We start from the raw sequence: 19,504 nt of genomic DNA, 5'->3' as shown, positions 1-19,504 counted from the left end.
GGTGTCCCCGTGATCAATGGCTATGCTCGGCCGAGCCTTTGCCCAGCTCCGACTTGAGGACAAAGCTGCCGGCGGCGGCCACCTGGGTACCGGCCGCCAGGCCGCTGGTAATTTCTACATGGCCGGCGTCGCGGCGGCCGGCCTTCACCGGGCGGGCCTCGAAGCCTTCCTCGGTGCGGGCAAACACAACAGTCTGTTCTTCCCAGGTTTGCAAGGCGCTTTCCGGCACCACCACGGCCGCATTGAAGCGCTCGACGCTGACCGCGATATTGACGAACAACCCGGGGCGCCAGGCGCCATTGGGGTTGGCCAAAGTGGCGCGCACCGTGGCGGCGCGGTTCTGCTCGCCGAGCAGGCTGCCGACGTAGTTGACCTTGCCCTCGACCTGGGCGCCCAGGTCCGGTGCGCTGACCGTGACATTGCGGCCGGTCACCACCTTGTCCAGGTCACGCGGGGCCACGGCGAAGGTGGCCCAGACCCGGCTCAGGTCAGACAAGGTAAAAGCGTTGCTGCTCTCGTCGACCACCTCGCCCACAGTCAGGTGCTTTTCCACCACCACCGCATCGAACGGTGCACGCAGCTCAAAGCGGTTGCCTGCGCCGGCCGGGCCCACGGCGGCGACCTTCTGCCGGGCGTTGGCCAAGGCAATTTCGGCCTCCTGCAGTACCTGGCGCGCCTGCAGGTAATCCTGCTCGGCGCTGATGCGCTCCTGCCACAGCTGCTGTTCACGCTGGAAGGTCAGGCGCGCCAGCTCCAGGCGGCGCTGGGCGGCCTGTTGCTCGCTGCGCAGGTCAGAAATCTGCTGGCTGGCGATCACCGCCAGTACCTGGCCGCGCTTCACCGACTGGCCCAGTTCGGCTTGCACTGCCTCGACCACCCCGGGTACACGCGGCACCACGTGAGCCGTGCGGTCTTCGTCGAAGCGGATTTCCCCCGGGAAGCTGAAGGCGGTGCCCAACTCACGAGGGCCGGCGGCAGCCAACTGCACGCCGGCGGCCTCGATCTGGGCGATGGACAGGTGCAGCTGGCCCTCTTCTTCGCCGTGACCTTCCTCTGCATGGCCTTCGGCGGCCTTCTCGGCAGCATGACCGTGGCTGTCTTCGCCATGGTCGTCGTGCCGTGCCTGCGCATTCGACGGCTGGCCGAGGTTGCCGGTCCAGGCCAGCCCACCCAGGCCGAGTGCGGCCATGGCGGCGACCAGAAGGGCTATCTTGCGTGGGTTAGTCATTGTTGCTCCTGCTGTTCAAAGGGGTGCTCAGGGCATCGAGGTCGCCATAGATCCGCTCGACCTGCGCCCGCGCGTCGGTCGCCGCAGTCAAAGCCTCGAGGTACAGCCCGCGGGCCTCGATCAGCGTGCGCTGGGCGTCGAGTACATCGAGGAAGGCGAACTTGCCCATTTCGAAACCACGGGTGGCGGTGTCCACGGCCTGTTGCGCAGAGGGCAGGATGGTGCGGTCGTAGGCGTCCACCTCCTGCATCGCCGTGTGCCACTGGCTGACGGCGCTGCGGGTTTCACTGCGCAGGCGCAGCTCCACGGCATTACGCAGGTCACGCGCCTGGTCGGCACGGCGTGCAGCCGCCAGCACGTTGCCCTGGTTGCGGTCGAACAGCGGCAATGGCATGGACAGGCCAACCACATTCACCCGCTCGCGGTCCTCGCGGCTGTACTGGCTGCCGAGGCTGACGGTGAGGTTGGGAATACGCTGGGTCTTTTCCGAGCCCAACGACGCATCGCCGCGCTCGACCTGGGCAGCAGCCAGGCGCCATTCGGCCGTATGTTCGACCCGGTCGAGCAAGGTGTCGGCGTTGGGCGCGACGCCAGGCGAAAGGTTGGCGGCCTGCAACGGGTCGAAGCTTGCCAACGGGCTACCGGTCAGGCGTGCCAGCGCCTGGTAGGCCACGCCGCGCTGGGTTTGCGCACGCCGCACTTCAGCCTGGGCCTGGGCCAGTTGCACTTGGGCACGGGTGGCCTCCACGGGCGAGGACTGGCCAGCGGTCACCCGCCCCTGCACCACGCGCAGCCCGCGCTCGGTCAATGCCTGCGACTGCTGCGCCAGCTCCAGTGCGGTCTGCGCGCGCAAGGCTGCGTGAAAGGCCTGCACCACATCGGCACGCAGGCCATTGCGCTGGCGCTCCAGGCCAAGCTGGGCAATGGCCTGGCCGGTACCGGCCACGGCAATACGTGCGCCACGCTTGCCGCCCAGTTCCAGCGGCTGGCTGAGGGTGACGGTGGTGGTGCTGGTGTCGCGGCGGGTGTCCTCGACCTCCCAGGAGAGCTCTGGGTTGGGGATCAAACCGGCCTGACGCCGCTCGCCGTCGGCAATGCCGATTTCCCGGCCGGCTGCGGCCAGCTGCGGGTTTTGCGCAAAGGCGGCGGCAAGCGCCTGGGGCAGACTCAGGCTCTGACTGGCTTGAGCGCTGCTGGCACTGGCCAGCACCAGGCAGAGCAAGGCGATCTTGCGGGGGATAGGCACGAACAAATCCTCGTCGACGCGTGTAGGCGAGGCACTGTAGAAAGCCGTGGTTATCGTGGTGGTGGCGGGAAAATTACAATTCTGTAATGCACGCGTAGAGACACAGATCACTTGTAGGAGCGGCCTTTCAAGAGTTCGATAATCGCCCACTTTCCCGGTACGACGTTTTAGGCCAATTGACTAAACTAACCAGTCGGTACAAAACTAGGTGCATCCAACAACAACAAAGCGATGTCCGTCATGAAGCCCCTTATTCTCGTGCTCAACGGCCCCAATCTGAACATGCTGGGTACCCGCGAGCCTGCCCAATATGGCCACGAAACCCTTGCTGACCTTGCCCAAAGCTGTGCCGATACTGCCCATGGCCACGGCCTGGAAATCGAATTCCGCCAAACCAACCACGAAGGCGAACTGATCGACTGGATCCACGCCGCCCGCGGCCGCTGCGCCGGTATCGTGATCAACCCTGGCGCCTGGACCCACACCTCGGTGGCCATCCGCGACGCCCTGGTGGCCAGCGAACTGCCGGTCATCGAAGTGCACTTGTCCAACGTGCACAAGCGCGAGCCGTTCCGCCACCTGTCATTCGTATCGTCCATCGCCGTCGGCGTGATCTGCGGCCTGGGCAGCCATGGCTACCGCATGGCCCTCAGCCACTTCGCCGAAATGTTCCAGGAGCGCACGGCATGAGCCAGCACGCCATCCTCGCCGGCCTGATCGGCCGCGGCATCCAGCTGTCGCGTACCCCCGCCCTGCACGAACACGAAGGTGACGCCCAGGCCCTGCGCTACCTGTACCGTCTGATCGATGCCGACCAGTTGCAACTGGAGGACAGCGCCCTGCCCGGCCTGCTCGACGCCGCGCAACACACCGGCTTCACCGGGCTGAACATCACCTACCCGTTCAAGCAGTCGATCCTGCCGCTGCTCGACGAACTGTCGGACGAAGCCCGTGGCATCGGTGCGGTGAATACCGTGGTGCTCAAGGACGGCAAGCGTGTCGGCCATAACACCGACTGCCTGGGCTTTGCCGAAGGCTTGCGCCGCGGCCTGCCTGACGTGGCTCGGCGCCAGGTGGTGCAGATGGGTGCCGGTGGCGCCGGTTCGGCTGTGGCCCACGCCCTGCTGGGTGAAGGGGTCGAGCAACTGGTGCTGTTCGAAGTGGATGCGGCACGTGCGCAAGCGCTGGTAGACAACCTGAATGGCCATTTCGGCGCTGGTCGCGCCGTGCTCGGCACCGACCTGGCCACGGCCCTGGTCGAGGCGGACGGGCTGGTCAACACCACGCCGGTGGGCATGGCCAAGCTACCCGGCACACCGCTGCCGGTCGAGTTGCTGCATGCGCGCTTGTGGGTGGCGGAAATCATCTACTTCCCGCTGGAAACCGAACTGCTGCGCGCGGCTCGGGCACTGGGTTGCCGCACGCTGGATGGCAGCAACATGGCGGTGTTCCAGGCGGTAAAGGCGTTCGAGCTGTTCAGCGGTTGCGAGGCGAATGCGGCGCGGATGCAGGCGCACTTTGCCAGTTTTTCCTGACTGATCGGTGTTGGCTTTTTCGCGGGCTTGCCCGCTCCCACAGGTATTGCGCAATATTCACTGATTGCGCATTCCCTGTGGGAGCGGGCAAGCCCGCGAATAGGCCGGCACAGGCAATCACCCTTTCTCATCCAGCAGCGCCTGTATCACCTGTTCCTGCCCGCGATAATCCCCCTCGCCAAAGTGCACATGGCGCACCTGCCCCTTGCGGTCGACAAAGTAATGCGCCGGCCAGAACTGGTTGCCCCAGGCATCCCACACCTTATGGTCGTTGTCCACCGCCACCGGGTAACCGATACCCAGCCCGGCCACCTTGTTGCGCAGTGTGCCCACTTCACGTTCGTAGTCGTACTCCGGGGTATGCACGCCCACCACCACCAGCCCCTGATCGGCATAGCGCCGCGCCCAGTCGTTCACATGTGGCAGGCTGCGCTGGCAGTTGATGCAGTCCCAGGTCCAGAAGTCCACCAACACCACCTTGCCCTTGAGCGCTGGCCCATCCAGCGGTGTCGAGTTGATCCACTGGCTGGCCCCCGACAGCGACGGCATCGCGCCGTAGCTGTCACGGGCCATCAGGTGCCCTGCCAAACCCAGCCCCGTCAGGGCCAGGGCAATACCACCCACCTTCAGCATCAGGCGGCGATCAATTCTCATGGCAACCGCCGGTGGCGTAGGTGCGGTACTGCACGCTCTGCTGATGACCCTTGGAATCGAGGTAGTCCATGCGGGTGTTCACCAGCCCGCAGCCGTTGCTCTGGTCGTCCTGTACCGACAGCACTTTCTTCACATCCAGATGCTCACCGTAGCGGTACTGCATGGCACCGGTATCGCCCATGGGTGCGCTGGCGGCCTGGGCGGCAATGGCGCCGAAGCTGAGCACGGCGAACAGGCTGGCGCTGGCGAGGGTCTTGAAGTTCATGGCATCTCTCCTGTGTAACGCTTGGCGGTGGGGGGTGTTGTCCCCGGTCGAGAGCCATTTGACGCCTGCCAAGTATCCCTTATGTGTCGCTCACCACGCTCCTGTGCGTCCTCCTGTAGCTGCACGCCTGTCGGCCAAACCTCGTCAAATCCTAAAAAAGCTTTTGTAAGCAGGTAGTTAAAAACAAAGAAGGCGCCCACGAAGGGCGCCCGACTTGTACAAAGGGATACAATAGACTCAGGCAGTGATGGATGCATTCCAGAAAAATGTGCCAGCGCCCCGAATGAACAGGCAAATTGTTCTGAACATTGCCAAACAAACCGAAGTCATATCGCCCCCTCATGGCGCATCAAGGAAAACTGAAACCGACTTCGCCAGCGAAACAAACTAGCGCTTCTTGTCACTCGCAGGCTCAACTTTATCGTGACGGCTATATAACTCTGCCCTCGAAGCACGCTCTGTAAGCGCTCCTCTATTTTCACCCTTGCTGGAATTCTGAGTGGATTTATTGTCGCCATCACCCGAGCAGTTACCGCTTTGCGCGGTTTGCTTATCTTTCATAAATACCTCGATAGAGCCACCTGTTTCATTGGCTCATCATAGTTTCATCGATATGTGAAACGCAGCGCAAAGGGCTAGTGCAGCCAGGCGCTTCTCCAGGGGGTATGAGGGCCGTCAGAATGGCGACTGAATCTGGATGCATTTGAGGCCGAAGGCTTTTCCGCAGGCACTGGCTCAACCTCAGGAATAGTATCAGGATCAATGTAATCGTCCTGATCATCAGGGGTGGACTCAACAAAACTAGCATTGCCCAACGCTTGGCGATCCTGATCCATTTCCGGATCACTCTCCGGCGAGCCCGGTCCTGTCTGGTTTTTACCGTACATAGGCACCTCTCATAGGCCCAGATAATCTGAGCCCATTGAGTATGCGCCCTGCCCGAAGATTAAAAACAGGTATCAGACCACCGGGCACTCGTTACCACCGCTTCTGTAAATACTGGGAAATAACAAAGCCCGAACTGCGCCTGTATTTACTATCCTCATGATTCAAGTTCGCTTGCCAGACGGGCATCGCCAGGCGCTCGCGAGGCCTTCAACAATAAAGTAAAACTTCCGGTAAGCTGATGACGAAGCTCTTTGGGCATGATGAAAGCGAAATGCACGAGCCATGACCCGTCCCCGAGCAGAAAGCTCTCCCGGCGGTATTGAGTCACTTGTTGTTCAGAAATACCTATGCAAACGGCGATCACGCAGTCGCTTGGTTCTTCGGTCACGGGCGTGCCCCTTCAAAGTGGGTACTGAAGCGCTCGAATGCTGGTGCGCTCAGGAAGCAAAGCCGGCCATCACGGCTTGGCGGTACGCTCTTTGTGCCACTGAACTTTGGATACGCCATCCGGGGAACCGGTGACACCGCGTGCTACTTGCTGGATATGGCCGCCTTGCTGGAGGAACGCTTCGATCTGTTCGCAGAGGCGGTCGTGGGCTCTATGGGCTGGGCTGGGGTATGTCTGGTACATGCAGGCTACTCGGTAATGAGCCACTGAAATACAGTTACCCGAGGCGCCATTGTACGCTCTGCGCTGAAATCAGACGCTAAACCGGAGTAAAACCCGGCTTTTATCGGCCAGGCGGTCAATGCTCACCGTTTCGCTGCCTGCCCGAGCCACTCCAAACCACCTCATGCAGGGTCGTATGTCCCTGCCAGATACACTGCAATACAAACCCCGCAGGCAAGTGCGAATACGCCGGGTACACTGCGCCAACCCATTTGAACAGGAACGCTGCGCATGGAACACGTCGATCACATCCTGATCGTCGACGACGACCGCGAAATCCGCGAACTGGTCGGCAACTACCTGAAGAAGAACGGCCTGCGCACCAGCATCGTCGCCGACGGCCGGCAGATGCGCGCCTTCCTCGAAGCCAACAGCGTCGACCTGATCGTCCTCGACATCATGATGCCCGGCGACGATGGCCTGCTGCTGTGCCGCGAACTGCGCGCCGGCAAGCACCGCAACACGCCCGTGTTGATGCTGACAGCCCGCAACGATGAAACCGACCGCATCATCGGCCTGGAAATGGGCGCCGACGATTACCTCACCAAGCCGTTCTCGGCCCGCGAATTGCTGGCCCGTATCAATGCCGTGCTGCGCCGCACGCGCATGCTGCCACCCAACCTCACCATCAGCGAAAGCAGCCGCCTGCTGCGCTTTGGCCAATGGCGGCTGGACACCACCGCGCGCCACCTGCTCGACAACGAAGGCACCCTGGTGGCCCTGAGTGGCGCCGAGTACCGCCTGTTGCGGGTGTTTCTCGACCACCCGCAGCGGGTGCTCAGCCGCGAACAGCTGCTCAACCTGACCCAGGGCCGCGAAGCCGACCTGTTCGACCGCTCCATCGACCTGCTGGTCAGCCGCCTGCGCCAGCGCCTGGGCGACGACGCCCGCGAACCCAGCTGCATCAAGACCGTGCGCAGCGAAGGCTATGTGTTCTCGCTGCCGGTGCAACTGCTCGAGTCGCCGTCATGAAGTGGCCACGCACCCTGGCTTCGCGCCTGGCGCTTATCTTCTTCACCGGCCTGGTGCTGGCCTACGGCTTGTCGTTTGGCCTGCAGGCCTACGAGCGCTACATCAGCAGCCGCTCGATGATGCTCAGCAACCTGGAGCAGGACGTGGCCACATCGGTGGCCATACTCGACCGCCTGCCCGCGGCCGAACGTGCGGCCTGGCTGCCGCGCCTGGAACGGCATACCTACCGCTACCGTCTCGACCAGGGCCTGGCCGGCGAGGCGATGCCCGGCAGCGACCCGCCCATGGCCGCCGAGTCGATCGTCAAGGCCATCGGCAGCGACTACCGCCTGACCTTCCAGGACATCCCCGGCCCGAATGCCCACTTCCAGGTGCACCTGAGCCTGGCCGATGGCGCACCGCTGACCATCGATGTCACTCCATCGCCGTTACCGGTGGCCCGCTGGCTGCCCACGGTGTTGCTGATCCAGCTGGCCGTCTTGTTGTTGTGCACCTGGTTGGCAGTGCACTTGGCCATAGGCCCTCTCACCCGCCTGGCCCGCGCGGTGGACAACCTCGACCCAGACAAGCCCGGCGTACAGCTGGATGAAAGCGGCCCGCGCGAGGTGCGCTACGCCGCCGTGGCCTTCAACGCCCTGCAAGCGCGCATTACCGCCCACCTCAAGGAGCGTATGCAATTGCTGGCGGCCATCTCCCACGACCTGCAAACGCCGATCACACGCATGAAGCTGCGTGTCGAAGTGATGGACGAAGGGGTCGAGAAGGACAAACTGTGGAGCGACCTGGGCGAAATGGAGCACCTGGTCCGCGAAGGCGTAGCGTACGCACGCAGCATGGATACCAGCACTGAAGCCCCGTGCCGGGTCAACCTCGATGCCTTCCTCGACAGCCTGGTGTTCGACTACCAGGACAGCGGCGCCCAGGTGGAGCGCCATGGCAGCAGCGGCAGCCTGCTGGAAACCCGCCCGCATGCCCTGCGCCGGGTACTGGTGAATCTGGTGGACAACGCGCTCAAGTTTGCCGGTGCTGCCGAGCTTGAAGTGTGCCGCGAGGGCGGGATGACCGTGATCCGTGTGCTCGACAACGGGCCTGGCATTCCCGACGACGAGCTGGGCGAAGTGCTCAAGCCGTTCTACCGCGTAGAAGGGTCACGCAACCGCAGCACCGGTGGCACCGGGCTGGGGCTGGCCATTGCTCACCAGCTGATCCAGGCCATGGGCGGTCGACTGACCCTGAGCAACCGCGTCAGTGGCGGGCTTTGCGCCCAGATCGAACTCTCATGACAGGCTTTTGTGGGAGCGGCCTTGTGTCGCGATAGGGCTGCGAAGCAGCCCCAGGCTTTCAGCTTCGCAGCATGAATTGCCGGGGCCGCGTTGCGGCCCTATCGCGACGCAAGGCCGCTCCCACAAAGAAAGCGCGGATCGCCTGAGGCATGAGTACAAACCGATACACAACGCCATCTCCCCCGACACACTGCAGATACCCCACCCCGACACACTCCCGGTCACACAACCACTCCCCGGGAAACACATGACTACCTTGACCCGCACCCTGACCACCTTCGACCGCTTCGGCAGCTGGAGCGGCGACCTGCCGTTACGGCTGTTCCTGGCTTGGGAATTTTTCGAATCCGGCCTGGAGAAATTCAACGGCAGCAACTGGTTCGCAGACCTGCAAGGCAGCTTCCCGTTCCCGTTCAACCAGCTGCCAGCCGAGCTGAACTGGCAGCTGTCGATGTGGGCGGAACTGATACTGCCGTTGCTGCTGTTGCTGGGCCTGGGGACGCGGCTGGCATCATTGGGCCTGATGGTGGTGACCGTGGTGGCAATAGCGGCGGTGCACTGGCCGGCGCACTGGTCGAGCCTGGCTGAGCTGGCCCAGGGATATGCCATTACTGACCAGGGTTTTGGCAATTTCAAACTGCCCTTGATCTACCTGGTAGCGTTGTTGCCACTGCTGCTGAAAGGGGCTGGGCGATTGAGCCTTGATCATTGGCTTGCAATGCAGTTCAGCAGGTGATCGCCGGGGCTGCTCTGCAGCCCATCGCGACACAAGGCCGCTCCTACAGGTACAACGCCGCCAGTGATGCTGCGCCATACCTGTGGGAGCGGCCTTGTGTCGCGAATGGGGCGCAAAGCGCCCCCAATGCCCTCAAACTGTACCGATGATGACGCCCTGCTCGCGCAACCCCTCCAGCAATACCAGCCCCTGCTGCAAATCCCCTCCCAACGCCTCCAGCCGCGCCCGACCGATGCCCTGCTCCAGCGCCAGCAACCGATACGCCAGCGGCGCCAACCGCGCAAAGCGCACCTGCAACCCGGCATCGCGATAAACCAGCAGCAAGGTAGGCGTCTCGGGTGCAATCGTTGGCTGATAGTCCGCCCCAATGCGCTCCACCGGCCAACGATAGGCCAGCACCCGCGCCACACAAGACAACAGCGGCTCCCCGTTCAGCAGGTCACCCGCAGGGTCATGCACCTGGTCCTCGGCATCGCTCAAGTAGAGCTGCGACTCGATCCACTCATAGTGGGCCAGCTCCAACTGCCAGGGCGCATCCAGCTCGACGCTTTGCAGATAGTCGACGAACACTTCGGCAATCTCGGTAAACAAAGGGGTCTGGCTACGGTAGCTGGCATAGAAATCACGCACACGGGCATGCCAACGCTGTTCGCCCAAGGCCTGGCGCATCACCGGAAAGCTCCCGCCCAGCAGGCCCTCGATCGCACCATAGAACAACTCACGGTAAACCTTGAGGCGACGTGCCTCCACGCCGGGCGGCGGGGCATTGTGCTGTGGGTCGCGCAGGTACCGGGCCAGGGTGTGTTGCTGTTCACGCAGGGTCTCATTCATCCACTTCGCCTCCCGAACGATGCTGTATATCGCGGATACGCGCCGCCTCGGCCAACAACTCGGCCAGTGGCGGGTAGTTGAAGTCACGTTCGAGCACAGTCGGCTGCACACCAAAGCGCGCACAGGCGACCGCGTACAGCCCCCACACATCTTCCTTGACCGGCGCGCCATGGGTATCCACCTTGAGGTCCGGTGCTTCATCGTAATGACCAGCCACGTGCATGCCGGTAACCCTCGCCGGGGGCAACCCTGCAAGAAAAGCCCTGGCGTCGTAACCGTGATTGCAGGCATTGACGAAGACGTTGTTGACGTCCAGCAGCAGGTCGCAGCCCGCTTCATCGAGCACTGCCAGGAGGAAGTCGAGTTCGCTCATCGCCTGGTACGGTGCGGCGTAGTAGCTGATGTTTTCCACGGCAATGCGCCGTTCCAGGTGCTCTTGCGCCTGGCGTATACGCGCGGCCACATGGCGCACGGCTTCATCGGTAAACGGAATGGGCATCAGGTCGTACAGGTGCCCGTCATCACTGCAGTAGCTCAGGTGTTCGCTGTACAACTGCACCTGGTGCCGATCAAGAAACTGGCGGGTCTGGTTGAGAAGGTTCCTATCCAGCGGCGCACTGCCCCCCAGCGACAACGACAACCCGTGGCAGGTAATGGGAAAACGCTCGGCCAGCTGGGCCAGGCCTTTGCCATAAGCACCGCCAACGGCAATCCAGTTTTCCGGTGCACATTCGAGAAAGTCCACTGCACTGGCATTCATCGCCAGCAATTCAGGCAGCAGGCCGCGACGCAGGCCAAGCCCGGTATTCAACGTCGTAAGGTGCATAAACAGGCCTCCAACAGGCACAACGCCCCGCCTGACCAGCAGGAGGGACGTTGGGTCACGTCAAGGTAAGTGGGTCAGGGTTTGCCGGCCAGGTGACTGAACAGCCCCTCGGGCATGGCCTTGCCGTTAGCCTGGTAGATCGCCTTCAGGTGATCCGCCGCTTCCTGTTCAGAGATGAAGCCATCATGGTTATGGTCGATCTTGTCGAAGTCACCGGCACGGTCCTTGGCCACCGCGAGAAACTCTTCCCGCGAAACCTTGCCATCGTGGTTGCTGTCGGTCTTGGCGAACGAGGCGTCGCCGCATTTGCCCTCTGCCCCCGCCTTGGCGCTGGCACCGCATTTACCCTCACCGCATTTGCCTTCACTCTGGGTGGCCTTGCCGCTGCCGCCGCATTTGCCTTCACCACACTTGCCCTCACCGGCCACCTTGGCCGATGCCAGTTGATAACCCTGGGCCAACGGTTCAACTGCGAATGCACTGCTGGTCAAGGCCATGCTGCCGATCAGGGCGGCGCCCAGCAGGCCGATGGCGTTTCGTACTTGAGTCATGATGCAGCTCCACTGTGGTTGGAAAGTGGAGCCATTAGGCCGTTGCGCTGTGTCGTGGTTGTATCGAGCAGCCTGCGGTTTTGTATGGGAGTGGGTCTGTGGTGCAGCCGGATACAATGCAATACACACCACTGAAAGGCAGCCCCGGGGGCACCGGGGCCGATGCAGGGGTTCAGTCTTCCAACGGCTTTGGCGGCGCAGCCGGCTTGGCAGGCTTGGCTGGCTTGCTTTCCTTGGCCTTGGGTTCCGGCGCCGCCGCTAGTGGCTCAGGTGCGGCCACGGCCTTTTCGGTTGCGGGCAGTTCATCGACCGCCTTCAGGATCGCCTGCGGGTCGATGGCCTCGCCAGACTCGTCGTCCTTGAGTATGTGCCGCTCGCCGTCCTTGCCCACCAGGATCACCTTAGTGCCCTTGCTCGCGCCCAGTTTCAGCTCACGAATCAGCGCCATGGTGGTCTGTTGTTCGAGATTCTTGTCCTCGCGCTTGCCCATCATGTTGGCGACGCTGTACAGCACCAGGTTGCGCTCCTTGAAGGCGGCCTGGGTGGCCGGGTCCTCGAGGGCCTTGTTCAATCCGCGCAAGGTTGGGTCTGCGCTGCTGGGCGCGATGACCACCAGGGGCCTGGCCTTGCCCACTTCCTTGGCCAGCGGTGCGTCACTGTCGGCCGCCAGCAGCGGGCCGGCGACAGCGAGCAAGGTAGCGAGGGTCAGTGACCGGACGAGCATGCGTATCTCCTTATTCTCTCGATAAACCAAAGACTACAGATCATGGAGAAAGATCCGACGCGGGAGCCTAAACCAACAGCCACAGACGTGCTCGGCACAAAGGTAACTTCCGATTTCCATGACCGGCCGGCAATATCTGCGCAAAAATCACCGCACAGTCTGAGCATAGCGCAAAGCCGCTGGCGCTACGCGGGTCTGACCAAGGTCTGAACAGCTAGGGGAGCAGACGCGGCGGCGAATGCCTGTCCAGCGCTTCCAGCGTCAACTGCAGCAACACCGCGTGCTCCCGTTGCTGATTGCTGATGTGCAGCCGTGCGATTTCCTCCTCCCGGCCACCCAAGGCCATCAGCCGTTCCAGCTCAGCGTGCAGATGACGCGGCACTTGCAGGCGAACCGGGAAGGTCTTGTGCAGGTAATCCTGCCAGAACCACTTCCGTGACAGATACTGAGCAATGCCTTCCCGGGTCTGCCCCGCCAGGACGGTTTCACGGGCCACGCGAACGTCCTGGTTGCTCAGCGCAGCAATACCTGGATAGAGCATTGCGTCTGGCTGAGCGGGTAAGTCCAAAGCCCTGCGCAAGGCGATCCGGTATGCCAGGGCGAATTCGATCGACTCGTTGCCCGCACCCAGCCGCTGGGCATGTTCAGCGGCAATCTGGTCGAGCAACGCCAACCGCCACAACCGACCACCGAGCCATAGCAATGCCCGCTCAGGCTGCCGGGCAAACTCGCCGCGTCGCGCACGCCATATCATCATCCGCAGTTCCAGGTCAGCGAAACGGGCAGTGGCGTTATCCTGGCAATCGGTGGCTGCTGCATGTTCGAACAGCTCACGCTTGAGCGCGTCATCCTCATTCATCGCACGGAACATTGCGAGCACACGGGAAGCGAGGTCGGACGCGGTCGACGAGAACCTGAATGCTCCCGATGCCGTCAGCACCGACAGGGTGTTGAAGAAGTCAGTCGATTGTTCCTCTGCTTCAAGATGGACCCACAGCGCGGCCATTTCGTCTCGATCCCCGACTGCCAATACGTCCAGATAACGCAGCCGGTAGGGAACGCGGCTTGCCTCAAGCCAGTGCCACGCAGAAAGCGCCTCAGGCGCAGCCGCCAGCAGATTGCCGGAAAGCTCGACCCTGCCAGAGCGCCACAGTTGAGACCGGTGAAAACCCTCGGGCAACTCGGTAATACTGTTGCGGCAAAGGTCCAGCGTGTGCAGATCTGGCACCTCCATAACCCCGTAAGGAAACTCGGGCATCTGGGTGTGTGACAGGTGCAGGGCATTGAGCTCGGTCATGGCGAAGACCGAAAATGCCCTGCCCAAAGGGTTGTCCGAAAGGTTCAGATACACCAGCGAACGACAACCCGCCAGGATCAGCGCCTGGCTTTCGTCGAGAACGATCTGGTTACCCGACAGATCAAGCACTTCCAGCCGTTGGGCAAGCATCAGAGGCAAAGGCAAACGCCTGAGGCGACACTGGGTGATTTCCAGGTTGCGCAAGTTGGGAAATGCCCGCAGAAACTCATCCGGAATCTGCTCCAGGCGCATGTCACGCAAGGCCAGGATCGAGACGTGGGGAAAAGTTACTTGCGCCGGCAGTGCAGGCAGTTGCTGCAAGCGGCTGCGGGTCTGGGTCAGCATGAAGCGTGCCCCCTCCACCGTCATATCCTCTTGAAGTTCGGGGACAAGGCAGCGCCAGCAGTCGACAAGGCCCTTTCTGAACTCACGCCGGGCGGCCAGTTCCGGTGTGGGAAAAGCATTGCGTACCCATCTGTTGAGGTGGGTGCTGAGCAGTGCGTATTGCTGTTCCAGCATGCGCAACCTGGCCTGCGCGTTGTCTGACGCCAGCCAACGGCCGATCTGTTCATCACTGAGGGCTGGGTACAGGTCTCGAAGCCGTGCCTGAAATGCCCTCGGCCTGGACAGCCCCAGCGCGGCCCATAACCTGCCGCCAGCCAGGGGGTAGCCAATCCGGCCATCATCGAGCCGTTGCGGCGCGAGAAACGAGCCACTCGGCCGATCCAGCCTGAGCACATTTACCACCGCCTGCCTTTGGCCACTTGCAACATGTGCCAGGGCCTGGCGCAGTGCAGGCACGAAAGCGTGACCCTGGCCGATGGCCGCCTGAGACGGGTCGTCATAAGCCGCAGCCAGCGTCTCGAACAACTCGCCCGCCTCACTGGTCAATGACCGCGAAGGATCACGCAAGCGGAACACCCCATGCTGGTGAAGCAGGTCAAACGTCTGCCCCGCGCCCTCGATCGTGAGCAGCGGTTCGCTGGCATCACCGTCGAACAAGTGCCACCCGGGCCCGCCTGCCCCCCGCACGTGGACCAGCAGGTTCAGTACCACCCGCGCCAGGTCGAGGTTTTGCGGCGTATCGATGCTCAGCGCCTCATACACCCTCGCGATGCGAATCCGCGCGACCTGCAACCTTGCCGCCTCGGCCATGAACAGCGGCACGCGCCCGGTCTCGCGAAGCTGCTGCAGCTCATCCTCGCTGACATCGCGCAGCACCTCATCCGCCGCCAGGCGGTGCAGGCTGGCAAAAGCCCGGCGCAAGGGGCGGCCAGTTTCCGTATCGGGGTTCTGCTCTTCGTACAAACTCTGGAACAACTCCCGTCGCCCTGCCCAGGCCACATCGGCCAGCGCTGTCCCGCCCTTGCCGGCTGCCTGGGGTAGATTCATCACCCGCTCCAGCAGCTGCGGATCGGCGGTGGCCACGCCCTCACGCAACTGGTTGGCCAAGGTGCCGATCCGGCCGGCGAGGACCACGCGGTCGACGGTGTCGACCAGCACGGCTTCCGGCGGCCGGCCATACACATGCCATGCCCGCAAATGCTGGTCGTCAAGACCCTGAATCGCCAGCGACCGGTCGATCTGGGCGTCATCGAGGCCGCTGAATGGCCTGCCCAGGCGACGGAACAGCTGGTGGGTGTCATCCCACTCGGCTGGCTGCTCGCACCACAGCCGCCATGCACCGGCACCATTGTGACGTAGCGGCGGCGCGTAGCCCTGATAGGGGAGCAGTTGCCACTGTTCATCGGCATCGCACCAACCCACCTCATACCAGTGACCATCCATGCTGATCCAGCGACGCTCGCCCAGGTGGTACACACGCTCCATGTCCCGCGTTGCCGTGTCCGGCGGGCTTTCGCAGCGATAAGGCTTGAGGTCTGCGTTCCACAGTTTTTCCTCGCCGCCAGCCAGCTGCGCCGGTACCAGCTTGTCCACCTCGCTCCAGGCGCGACGGGCCGTAGCGACTACAGCAACGGTTGCCCCGACAGCCAGCAGCCCTTTGCCCACATTCAGCAGATGCGCCAGCGCCGCATTGCGCTCGTTGTCCTGCCAGTCCCCTACAGCCTGAAACGTCTGCTCAAGCAGCTCCCAGGCCATCACCCCCAGCAACACCGCGCCGATACCGGGCACGAAGAACCCTGCAATACCCAAAAGGGTCCAGCCTTCAGCACGCAGACGGCGGCCATGCTCGGCCTGGACCTCGCGATCAAGCTGGCCCACCGGTGGGGCAATGATCGCAGCATCATCCTTGATCCGGGCGACCCAATCGTCAGCGAGGTGTTCGAACAGCGGCAAGCTGTAGGCGAAGGTTTGCTCATCGAGGTCCCTGGTTGCCCAGGCGGCAATGTCATCAAACCGCTCGCTGACCGCAGAGAAGAATCGCTGGCTATCGCGACGAAGCACGAAGCGGTTGAAGAAACGCCGGTAGTCATCTTCGCGCAGGCGCTTGCCAAGTACCCGGCGGGCATAATCTTCCAGGTCGCTGCGCACGCTCCAGGGGCCGTGCGGGTCCCCCGGCACATAGACCAGCACGCGCTTGCTGGTGTTGTACAAAACACCCTCATCGACCACGTCCAGCACCACGATCTGCTGCAAACTGCAACCGAACAACGCCAACTGCCGGACGCGAACAGGTGCGCCTTCGAGCTGGCCCAGGGTACCCTGAAGGCACAACTGCACCACCCACTGCATCTGGCCTGCGCTCAATACGCCTTGCGCCCTGGCCTGCAGGGCATCCACCAGCATGCTGTAGCGTTCCCGTCGCGCCAACAATCCCCTGACTTCGGGCTGCAGAACAGAGTCCAGATGCGCCTGGTACTTCTGGCCAAGGTCCAGCTCTCGACACAATTTGGCGAAGCGTGGTGCGGACAGTTCACTACGCAGTGCGCCGAGCTCATCGACCAGGCAATTGCCACGGGGCTGGTCGCGCTGCTGTTCTGCTGTGAAATTCCCCAAAGCGGCTTCGAGCACCGGGAGGTCGTAGTAGTCGCTGTCGACAACGGGAAGCCTGCTGGTGACATAACTGACAGTGGGCGAGGTGAAGGTGTACCACTGGCGAAAGAACAGGCGATCAACGTCGAGTTCGCCGTGGGCGCCAAGCGCTTCGTGCAACAAGGGCCGGGTAAATGCATCCAGGTTGTCTAGCCGCGCCAACGCTGCCGACAAGCCTTCGCGGCAGGCCAACAGTTCCATCAGCGCACCGCTCAGGAGGGTGAATTCTGCCACGCTCAGCCGCATCATCCAGGACGGCAGCCGCTGCGCGATGTACTGGTCCTGGCATGCTTGCGCCATGCTAAGGGTGTCGGCCGCAGCCGCTTGTTGACTGCTATTGTTGAGCATCTCTGCCTCCGCGATGACGTGGAGGTGCGAGTCTGAAGATTGTTGCGTCGTGCTGACGCCTAGCTATCTACTACCCGTTCAGAACAGCAGCAACTGATGGTCGGTAAGACGAGCAAAATCATCGCCGACAAAGGGCAGGATGGCATCTGCCACCGGCTGTAGCTGACGGCTGATGTAGTGATCGTAGTCGATCGGTGCCTGCAGGTTTTCCAGTGGCTCAGGGCCGACGGTGGTGATCACGTAGCTGATCCAGCCGCCGCGCTGGTATTGCAGGGGGCGCTTCAGGCGCTTGTTGTATTCGTCGGCAAGGCGTGCGGCACGCACATGCGGCGGCACGTTGCGCTGGTAATCGGCCAGCGGCCTGCGCAGGCGCTTGCGATACACCAGCAGCTGGTCCTGCTCGCCCGCCAACGTCCGCCGCACATACTCGCAGACATAATCACGGTAGGGTTCGCCGCGAAACACACGGCCGTAGAGCGCCTGCTGAAACTCCCGGGCCAGCGGCGACCAGTCGGTGCGTACCGACTCCAGGCCTTTGTAAACCATCTCTTCAGAACCATCAGCCCGCTGCACCAGGCCGGCATAGCGCTTCTTGCTGCCTTCATCGGTGCCGCGGATGGTTGGCATCAGGAAGCGCCGGTAATGCACCTCGAACTGCAGTTCGAGAGCGCATTGCAGGTTCATGGTTTCGTGCAGGTGTGCTTGCCACCATTGGTTGACCTCGGCCACCAGCTCGCGGCCGATGCGCGCCGCGTCTTCCTCGGCATGGGCACCCTTGAGCCAGACGAAGGTGGAGTCGGTGTCGCCATAGATCACGTCAAAGCCGCGAGCCTCGATCAGCGCCCGGGTCTGGCGCATGATCTGGTGCCCACGCATGGTGATGGACGAGGCCAACCGGGGGTCGAAGAAGCGACAACCACTGGACCCCAGCACGCCGTAGAACGCGTTCATGATGATCTTCAATGCCTGCGACAACGCCGCGTTGCCGTCACGTTTGGCGGCTTCCCTGCCCTGCCACACCCGCTCGACGATGGCCGGCAGGCAATGCTGGCTTCGCGAAAAGCGCCCACCGCGAAAGCCTTCCACCGAATGCTCGTCATCGGGAACGCGCAAGCCTTCCACCAACCCCACCGGATCGATCAGGAAGGTACGAATGATCGACGGGTACAGGCTTTTGTAGTCCAGCACCAGCACCGAGTCGTACAGGCCAGGGCGCGAGTCCATGACGAAGCCACCGGGGCTGGCTTCGTCGGGGCGGCTGCCAAGGTTGGGGGCAACAAAGCCCATACGGTGCATCTGCGGCATGTACAAGTGGCAAAACGCAGCCACCGATCCGCCGCTGCGGTCTACCGCCAGGCCGGTGACCGACGACCGCTCCAGGAGGAACTCGAGCAGACGGGTGTGGGCAAAGATGCGCGTAACCAGCTCACAGTCCTTGAGGTTGTAACGCGCCAGGGCCAGTTTGTCCTCGGCGAAGCGCCGGTTGATCTCGTCCATGCGCTGGTAAGGCGTGTCGATGGCTTTGCCTTCACCGAGCAACGTCTGCGCAACGCTCTCGAGGCTGAACGACGGGAAGCTCCAGGTTGCCGAGCGCAGCGCCTCGATGCCGTCGATCAACAGTCGCCCCGGGGCGTCGGCGAACACGTGGCCACCACCGGCATGGCTACGCAATGTCATAAGCGCACCTTTACGCCCCAACGCCAGCGGCACCTGCAGCGCTTTGGCGTGTTCATGCAACAGGCGCAGGTCGAACTGCACCAGGTTCCAGCCGATGACTGCATCCGGGTCATGTTCGGCCATCCACTGGTTGAGGCAGGCCAGCAGCGCAGCGCGATCGGCGCAGTAGTGCAGGTCAAAATCGAGGCCGTCGGCCGTGCCATTGGCCGGGCCGAGCATGTACACCTGACGCTGGCCACAGCCTTCAAGGGCGATGCTGTACAACTCGCCGCGCTCGCTGGTTTCGATGTCCAGGGACACCAGGCGCAGCGGCGGGCGATAACCTGGTAAGGGCTTGAGCTGGGCCTCGCAGAGGACGCCCTGGGCGTCGGGTTGGCCTGTGAACTGGACCGGGGCAGTGATGAAGCGCTCCATCAGGTAGCGTTCGGGTGGGCGGATATCCGCTTCGAACACCTCGATACCCGCCGTGCGCAGGCGTTGTTCCAGTTGCATCAGTTGCCGGTGCTGCCGGCAGTACAACCCCAGCACCGGGCGCTGGTCGAAGTCTTTCAGGCGCAGTGGCCGCAGCTCGACGCCGGGCTCGTTGGCCAGCAACACCCGCGCATGCGCCTCATGCGCCTGCGGGATGAACGCCACCGAAACCTGTGGCGCCAGGCGTAGCTGCCGTGGCCCCTGATCGGTTGCCAGCCAGAATTCCACGCAGGTGCCTTCGGGCGTGTCATGCCAATGACGGGTCAGGACAAAACCCTGCTGCAACTCCACTGCGTCGACCTCTGCTG

Annotated in this window: 17 protein-coding genes; 5 read left to right on the top strand and 12 right to left on the bottom strand. The window is 62.7% G+C overall.

Annotated features, from left to right (window positions below; genetic code table 11):
* Positions 1-13 precede the first annotated feature (13 nt).
* Positions 14-1,228, bottom strand: coding sequence for an efflux RND transporter periplasmic adaptor subunit (locus AK81_RS20870; RefSeq protein WP_043202044.1), 1,215 nt, complete (start codon positions 1,226-1,228; stop codon positions 14-16).
* The gene (locus AK81_RS20865; RefSeq protein ID WP_043202042.1) at positions 1,221-2,474 is read right to left on the bottom strand and encodes a TolC family protein; all 1,254 of its coding nucleotides are present in this window, start codon (positions 2,472-2,474) and stop codon (positions 1,221-1,223) included. The genes AK81_RS20870 and AK81_RS20865 overlap by 8 nt, the downstream gene beginning before the upstream one ends.
* 240 nt (positions 2,475-2,714) lie before the next feature.
* Between AK81_RS20865 and aroQ the strand changes: the two genes are divergently transcribed.
* Positions 2,715-3,164 (top strand): type II 3-dehydroquinate dehydratase, encoded by a 450-nt coding sequence (gene aroQ, locus AK81_RS20860; protein ID WP_043202039.1) that lies wholly within the window; start codon positions 2,715-2,717, stop codon positions 3,162-3,164.
* On the top strand, positions 3,161-4,009 hold the full coding sequence (locus tag AK81_RS20855) for a shikimate dehydrogenase (protein WP_043202037.1): 849 nt from the start codon (positions 3,161-3,163) through the stop codon (positions 4,007-4,009). Before aroQ ends, AK81_RS20855 begins: the two co-directional genes overlap by 4 nt.
* Positions 4,010-4,126: 117 nt before the next feature.
* On the opposite strand, the gene AK81_RS20850 is transcribed toward AK81_RS20855, so the two are convergent.
* The 4 genes from AK81_RS20850 to AK81_RS30270 form a co-directional block, all read right to left on the bottom strand.
* Complete coding sequence (locus tag AK81_RS20850; protein WP_043202035.1) at positions 4,127-4,642, bottom strand: thioredoxin family protein; 516 nt, start codon at positions 4,640-4,642, stop codon at positions 4,127-4,129.
* 10 nt (positions 4,643-4,652) lie between these two features.
* Positions 4,653-4,928 carry a DUF2790 domain-containing protein gene (locus AK81_RS20845; RefSeq protein WP_043202033.1) on the bottom strand — a complete coding sequence of 92 codons (276 nt, stop codon included), beginning with the start codon at positions 4,926-4,928 and terminating at the stop codon, positions 4,653-4,655.
* 1,042 nt (positions 4,929-5,970) lie between these two features.
* Positions 5,971-6,204 (bottom strand): hypothetical protein, encoded by a 234-nt coding sequence (locus tag AK81_RS28605; RefSeq protein WP_081042123.1) that lies wholly within the window; start codon positions 6,202-6,204, stop codon positions 5,971-5,973.
* A 69-nt stretch (positions 6,205-6,273) separates the two neighbouring features.
* Complete coding sequence (locus AK81_RS30270) at positions 6,274-6,447, bottom strand: hypothetical protein (protein WP_176393862.1); 174 nt, start codon at positions 6,445-6,447, stop codon at positions 6,274-6,276.
* 270 nt (positions 6,448-6,717) lie between these two features.
* Between AK81_RS30270 and AK81_RS20840 the strand changes: the two genes are divergently transcribed.
* From AK81_RS20840 to AK81_RS20830, 3 genes are all read left to right on the top strand, one after another.
* Positions 6,718-7,458, top strand: coding sequence for a response regulator (locus AK81_RS20840; RefSeq protein ID WP_019471113.1), 741 nt, complete (start codon positions 6,718-6,720; stop codon positions 7,456-7,458).
* Positions 7,455-8,741 carry a sensor histidine kinase gene (locus AK81_RS20835; protein ID WP_043202027.1) on the top strand — a complete coding sequence of 429 codons (1,287 nt, stop codon included), beginning with the start codon at positions 7,455-7,457 and terminating at the stop codon, positions 8,739-8,741. Before AK81_RS20840 ends, AK81_RS20835 begins: the two co-directional genes overlap by 4 nt.
* A gap of 247 nt (positions 8,742-8,988) precedes the next feature.
* Positions 8,989-9,477: an HvfX family Cu-binding RiPP maturation protein gene (locus AK81_RS20830; RefSeq protein WP_043202026.1), complete on the top strand. Its 489-nt coding sequence runs from the start codon at positions 8,989-8,991 to the stop codon at positions 9,475-9,477.
* Positions 9,478-9,609: 132 nt separating this feature from the next.
* Here the strand turns inward: AK81_RS20830 and AK81_RS20825 are convergent, their stop codons facing one another.
* From AK81_RS20825 to AK81_RS20800, 6 genes are all read right to left on the bottom strand, one after another.
* Positions 9,610-10,308 (bottom strand): HvfC family RiPP maturation protein, encoded by a 699-nt coding sequence (locus tag AK81_RS20825; RefSeq protein ID WP_043202025.1) that lies wholly within the window; start codon positions 10,306-10,308, stop codon positions 9,610-9,612.
* Positions 10,301-11,134, bottom strand: a complete 834-nt coding sequence (locus AK81_RS20820) for an HvfB family MNIO-type RiPP peptide maturase (protein ID WP_043202024.1) — start codon at positions 11,132-11,134, stop codon at positions 10,301-10,303. Before AK81_RS20820 ends, AK81_RS20825 begins: the two co-directional genes overlap by 8 nt.
* A gap of 74 nt (positions 11,135-11,208) precedes the next feature.
* Entirely contained in the window at positions 11,209-11,685 is a 477-nt protein-coding gene (locus tag AK81_RS20815) for an HvfA family oxazolone/thioamide-modified RiPP metallophore (protein WP_043202023.1), read from the bottom strand.
* Between the two features lie 172 nt (positions 11,686-11,857).
* Positions 11,858-12,409, bottom strand: coding sequence for a DUF4174 domain-containing protein (locus tag AK81_RS20810; RefSeq protein WP_043202022.1), 552 nt, complete (start codon positions 12,407-12,409; stop codon positions 11,858-11,860).
* Positions 12,410-12,623: 214 nt separating this feature from the next.
* Positions 12,624-17,048: an NEL-type E3 ubiquitin ligase domain-containing protein gene (locus AK81_RS20805; protein ID WP_043202021.1), complete on the bottom strand. Its 4,425-nt coding sequence runs from the start codon at positions 17,046-17,048 to the stop codon at positions 12,624-12,626.
* A 78-nt stretch (positions 17,049-17,126) separates the two neighbouring features.
* Positions 17,127-19,487 (bottom strand): DNA polymerase II, encoded by a 2,361-nt coding sequence (locus tag AK81_RS20800; protein ID WP_043202068.1) that lies wholly within the window; start codon positions 19,485-19,487, stop codon positions 17,127-17,129.
* Positions 19,488-19,504: the final 17 nt, after the last annotated feature.

Source organism: Pseudomonas putida W15Oct28 (genome assembly GCF_000708715.2).
Classification (GTDB): domain Bacteria; phylum Pseudomonadota; class Gammaproteobacteria; order Pseudomonadales; family Pseudomonadaceae; genus Aquipseudomonas; species Aquipseudomonas putida_R.
The sequence above is the reverse complement of the archived record's forward strand: the minus strand, read 5'-3'. Positions and strand labels throughout refer to the sequence as shown.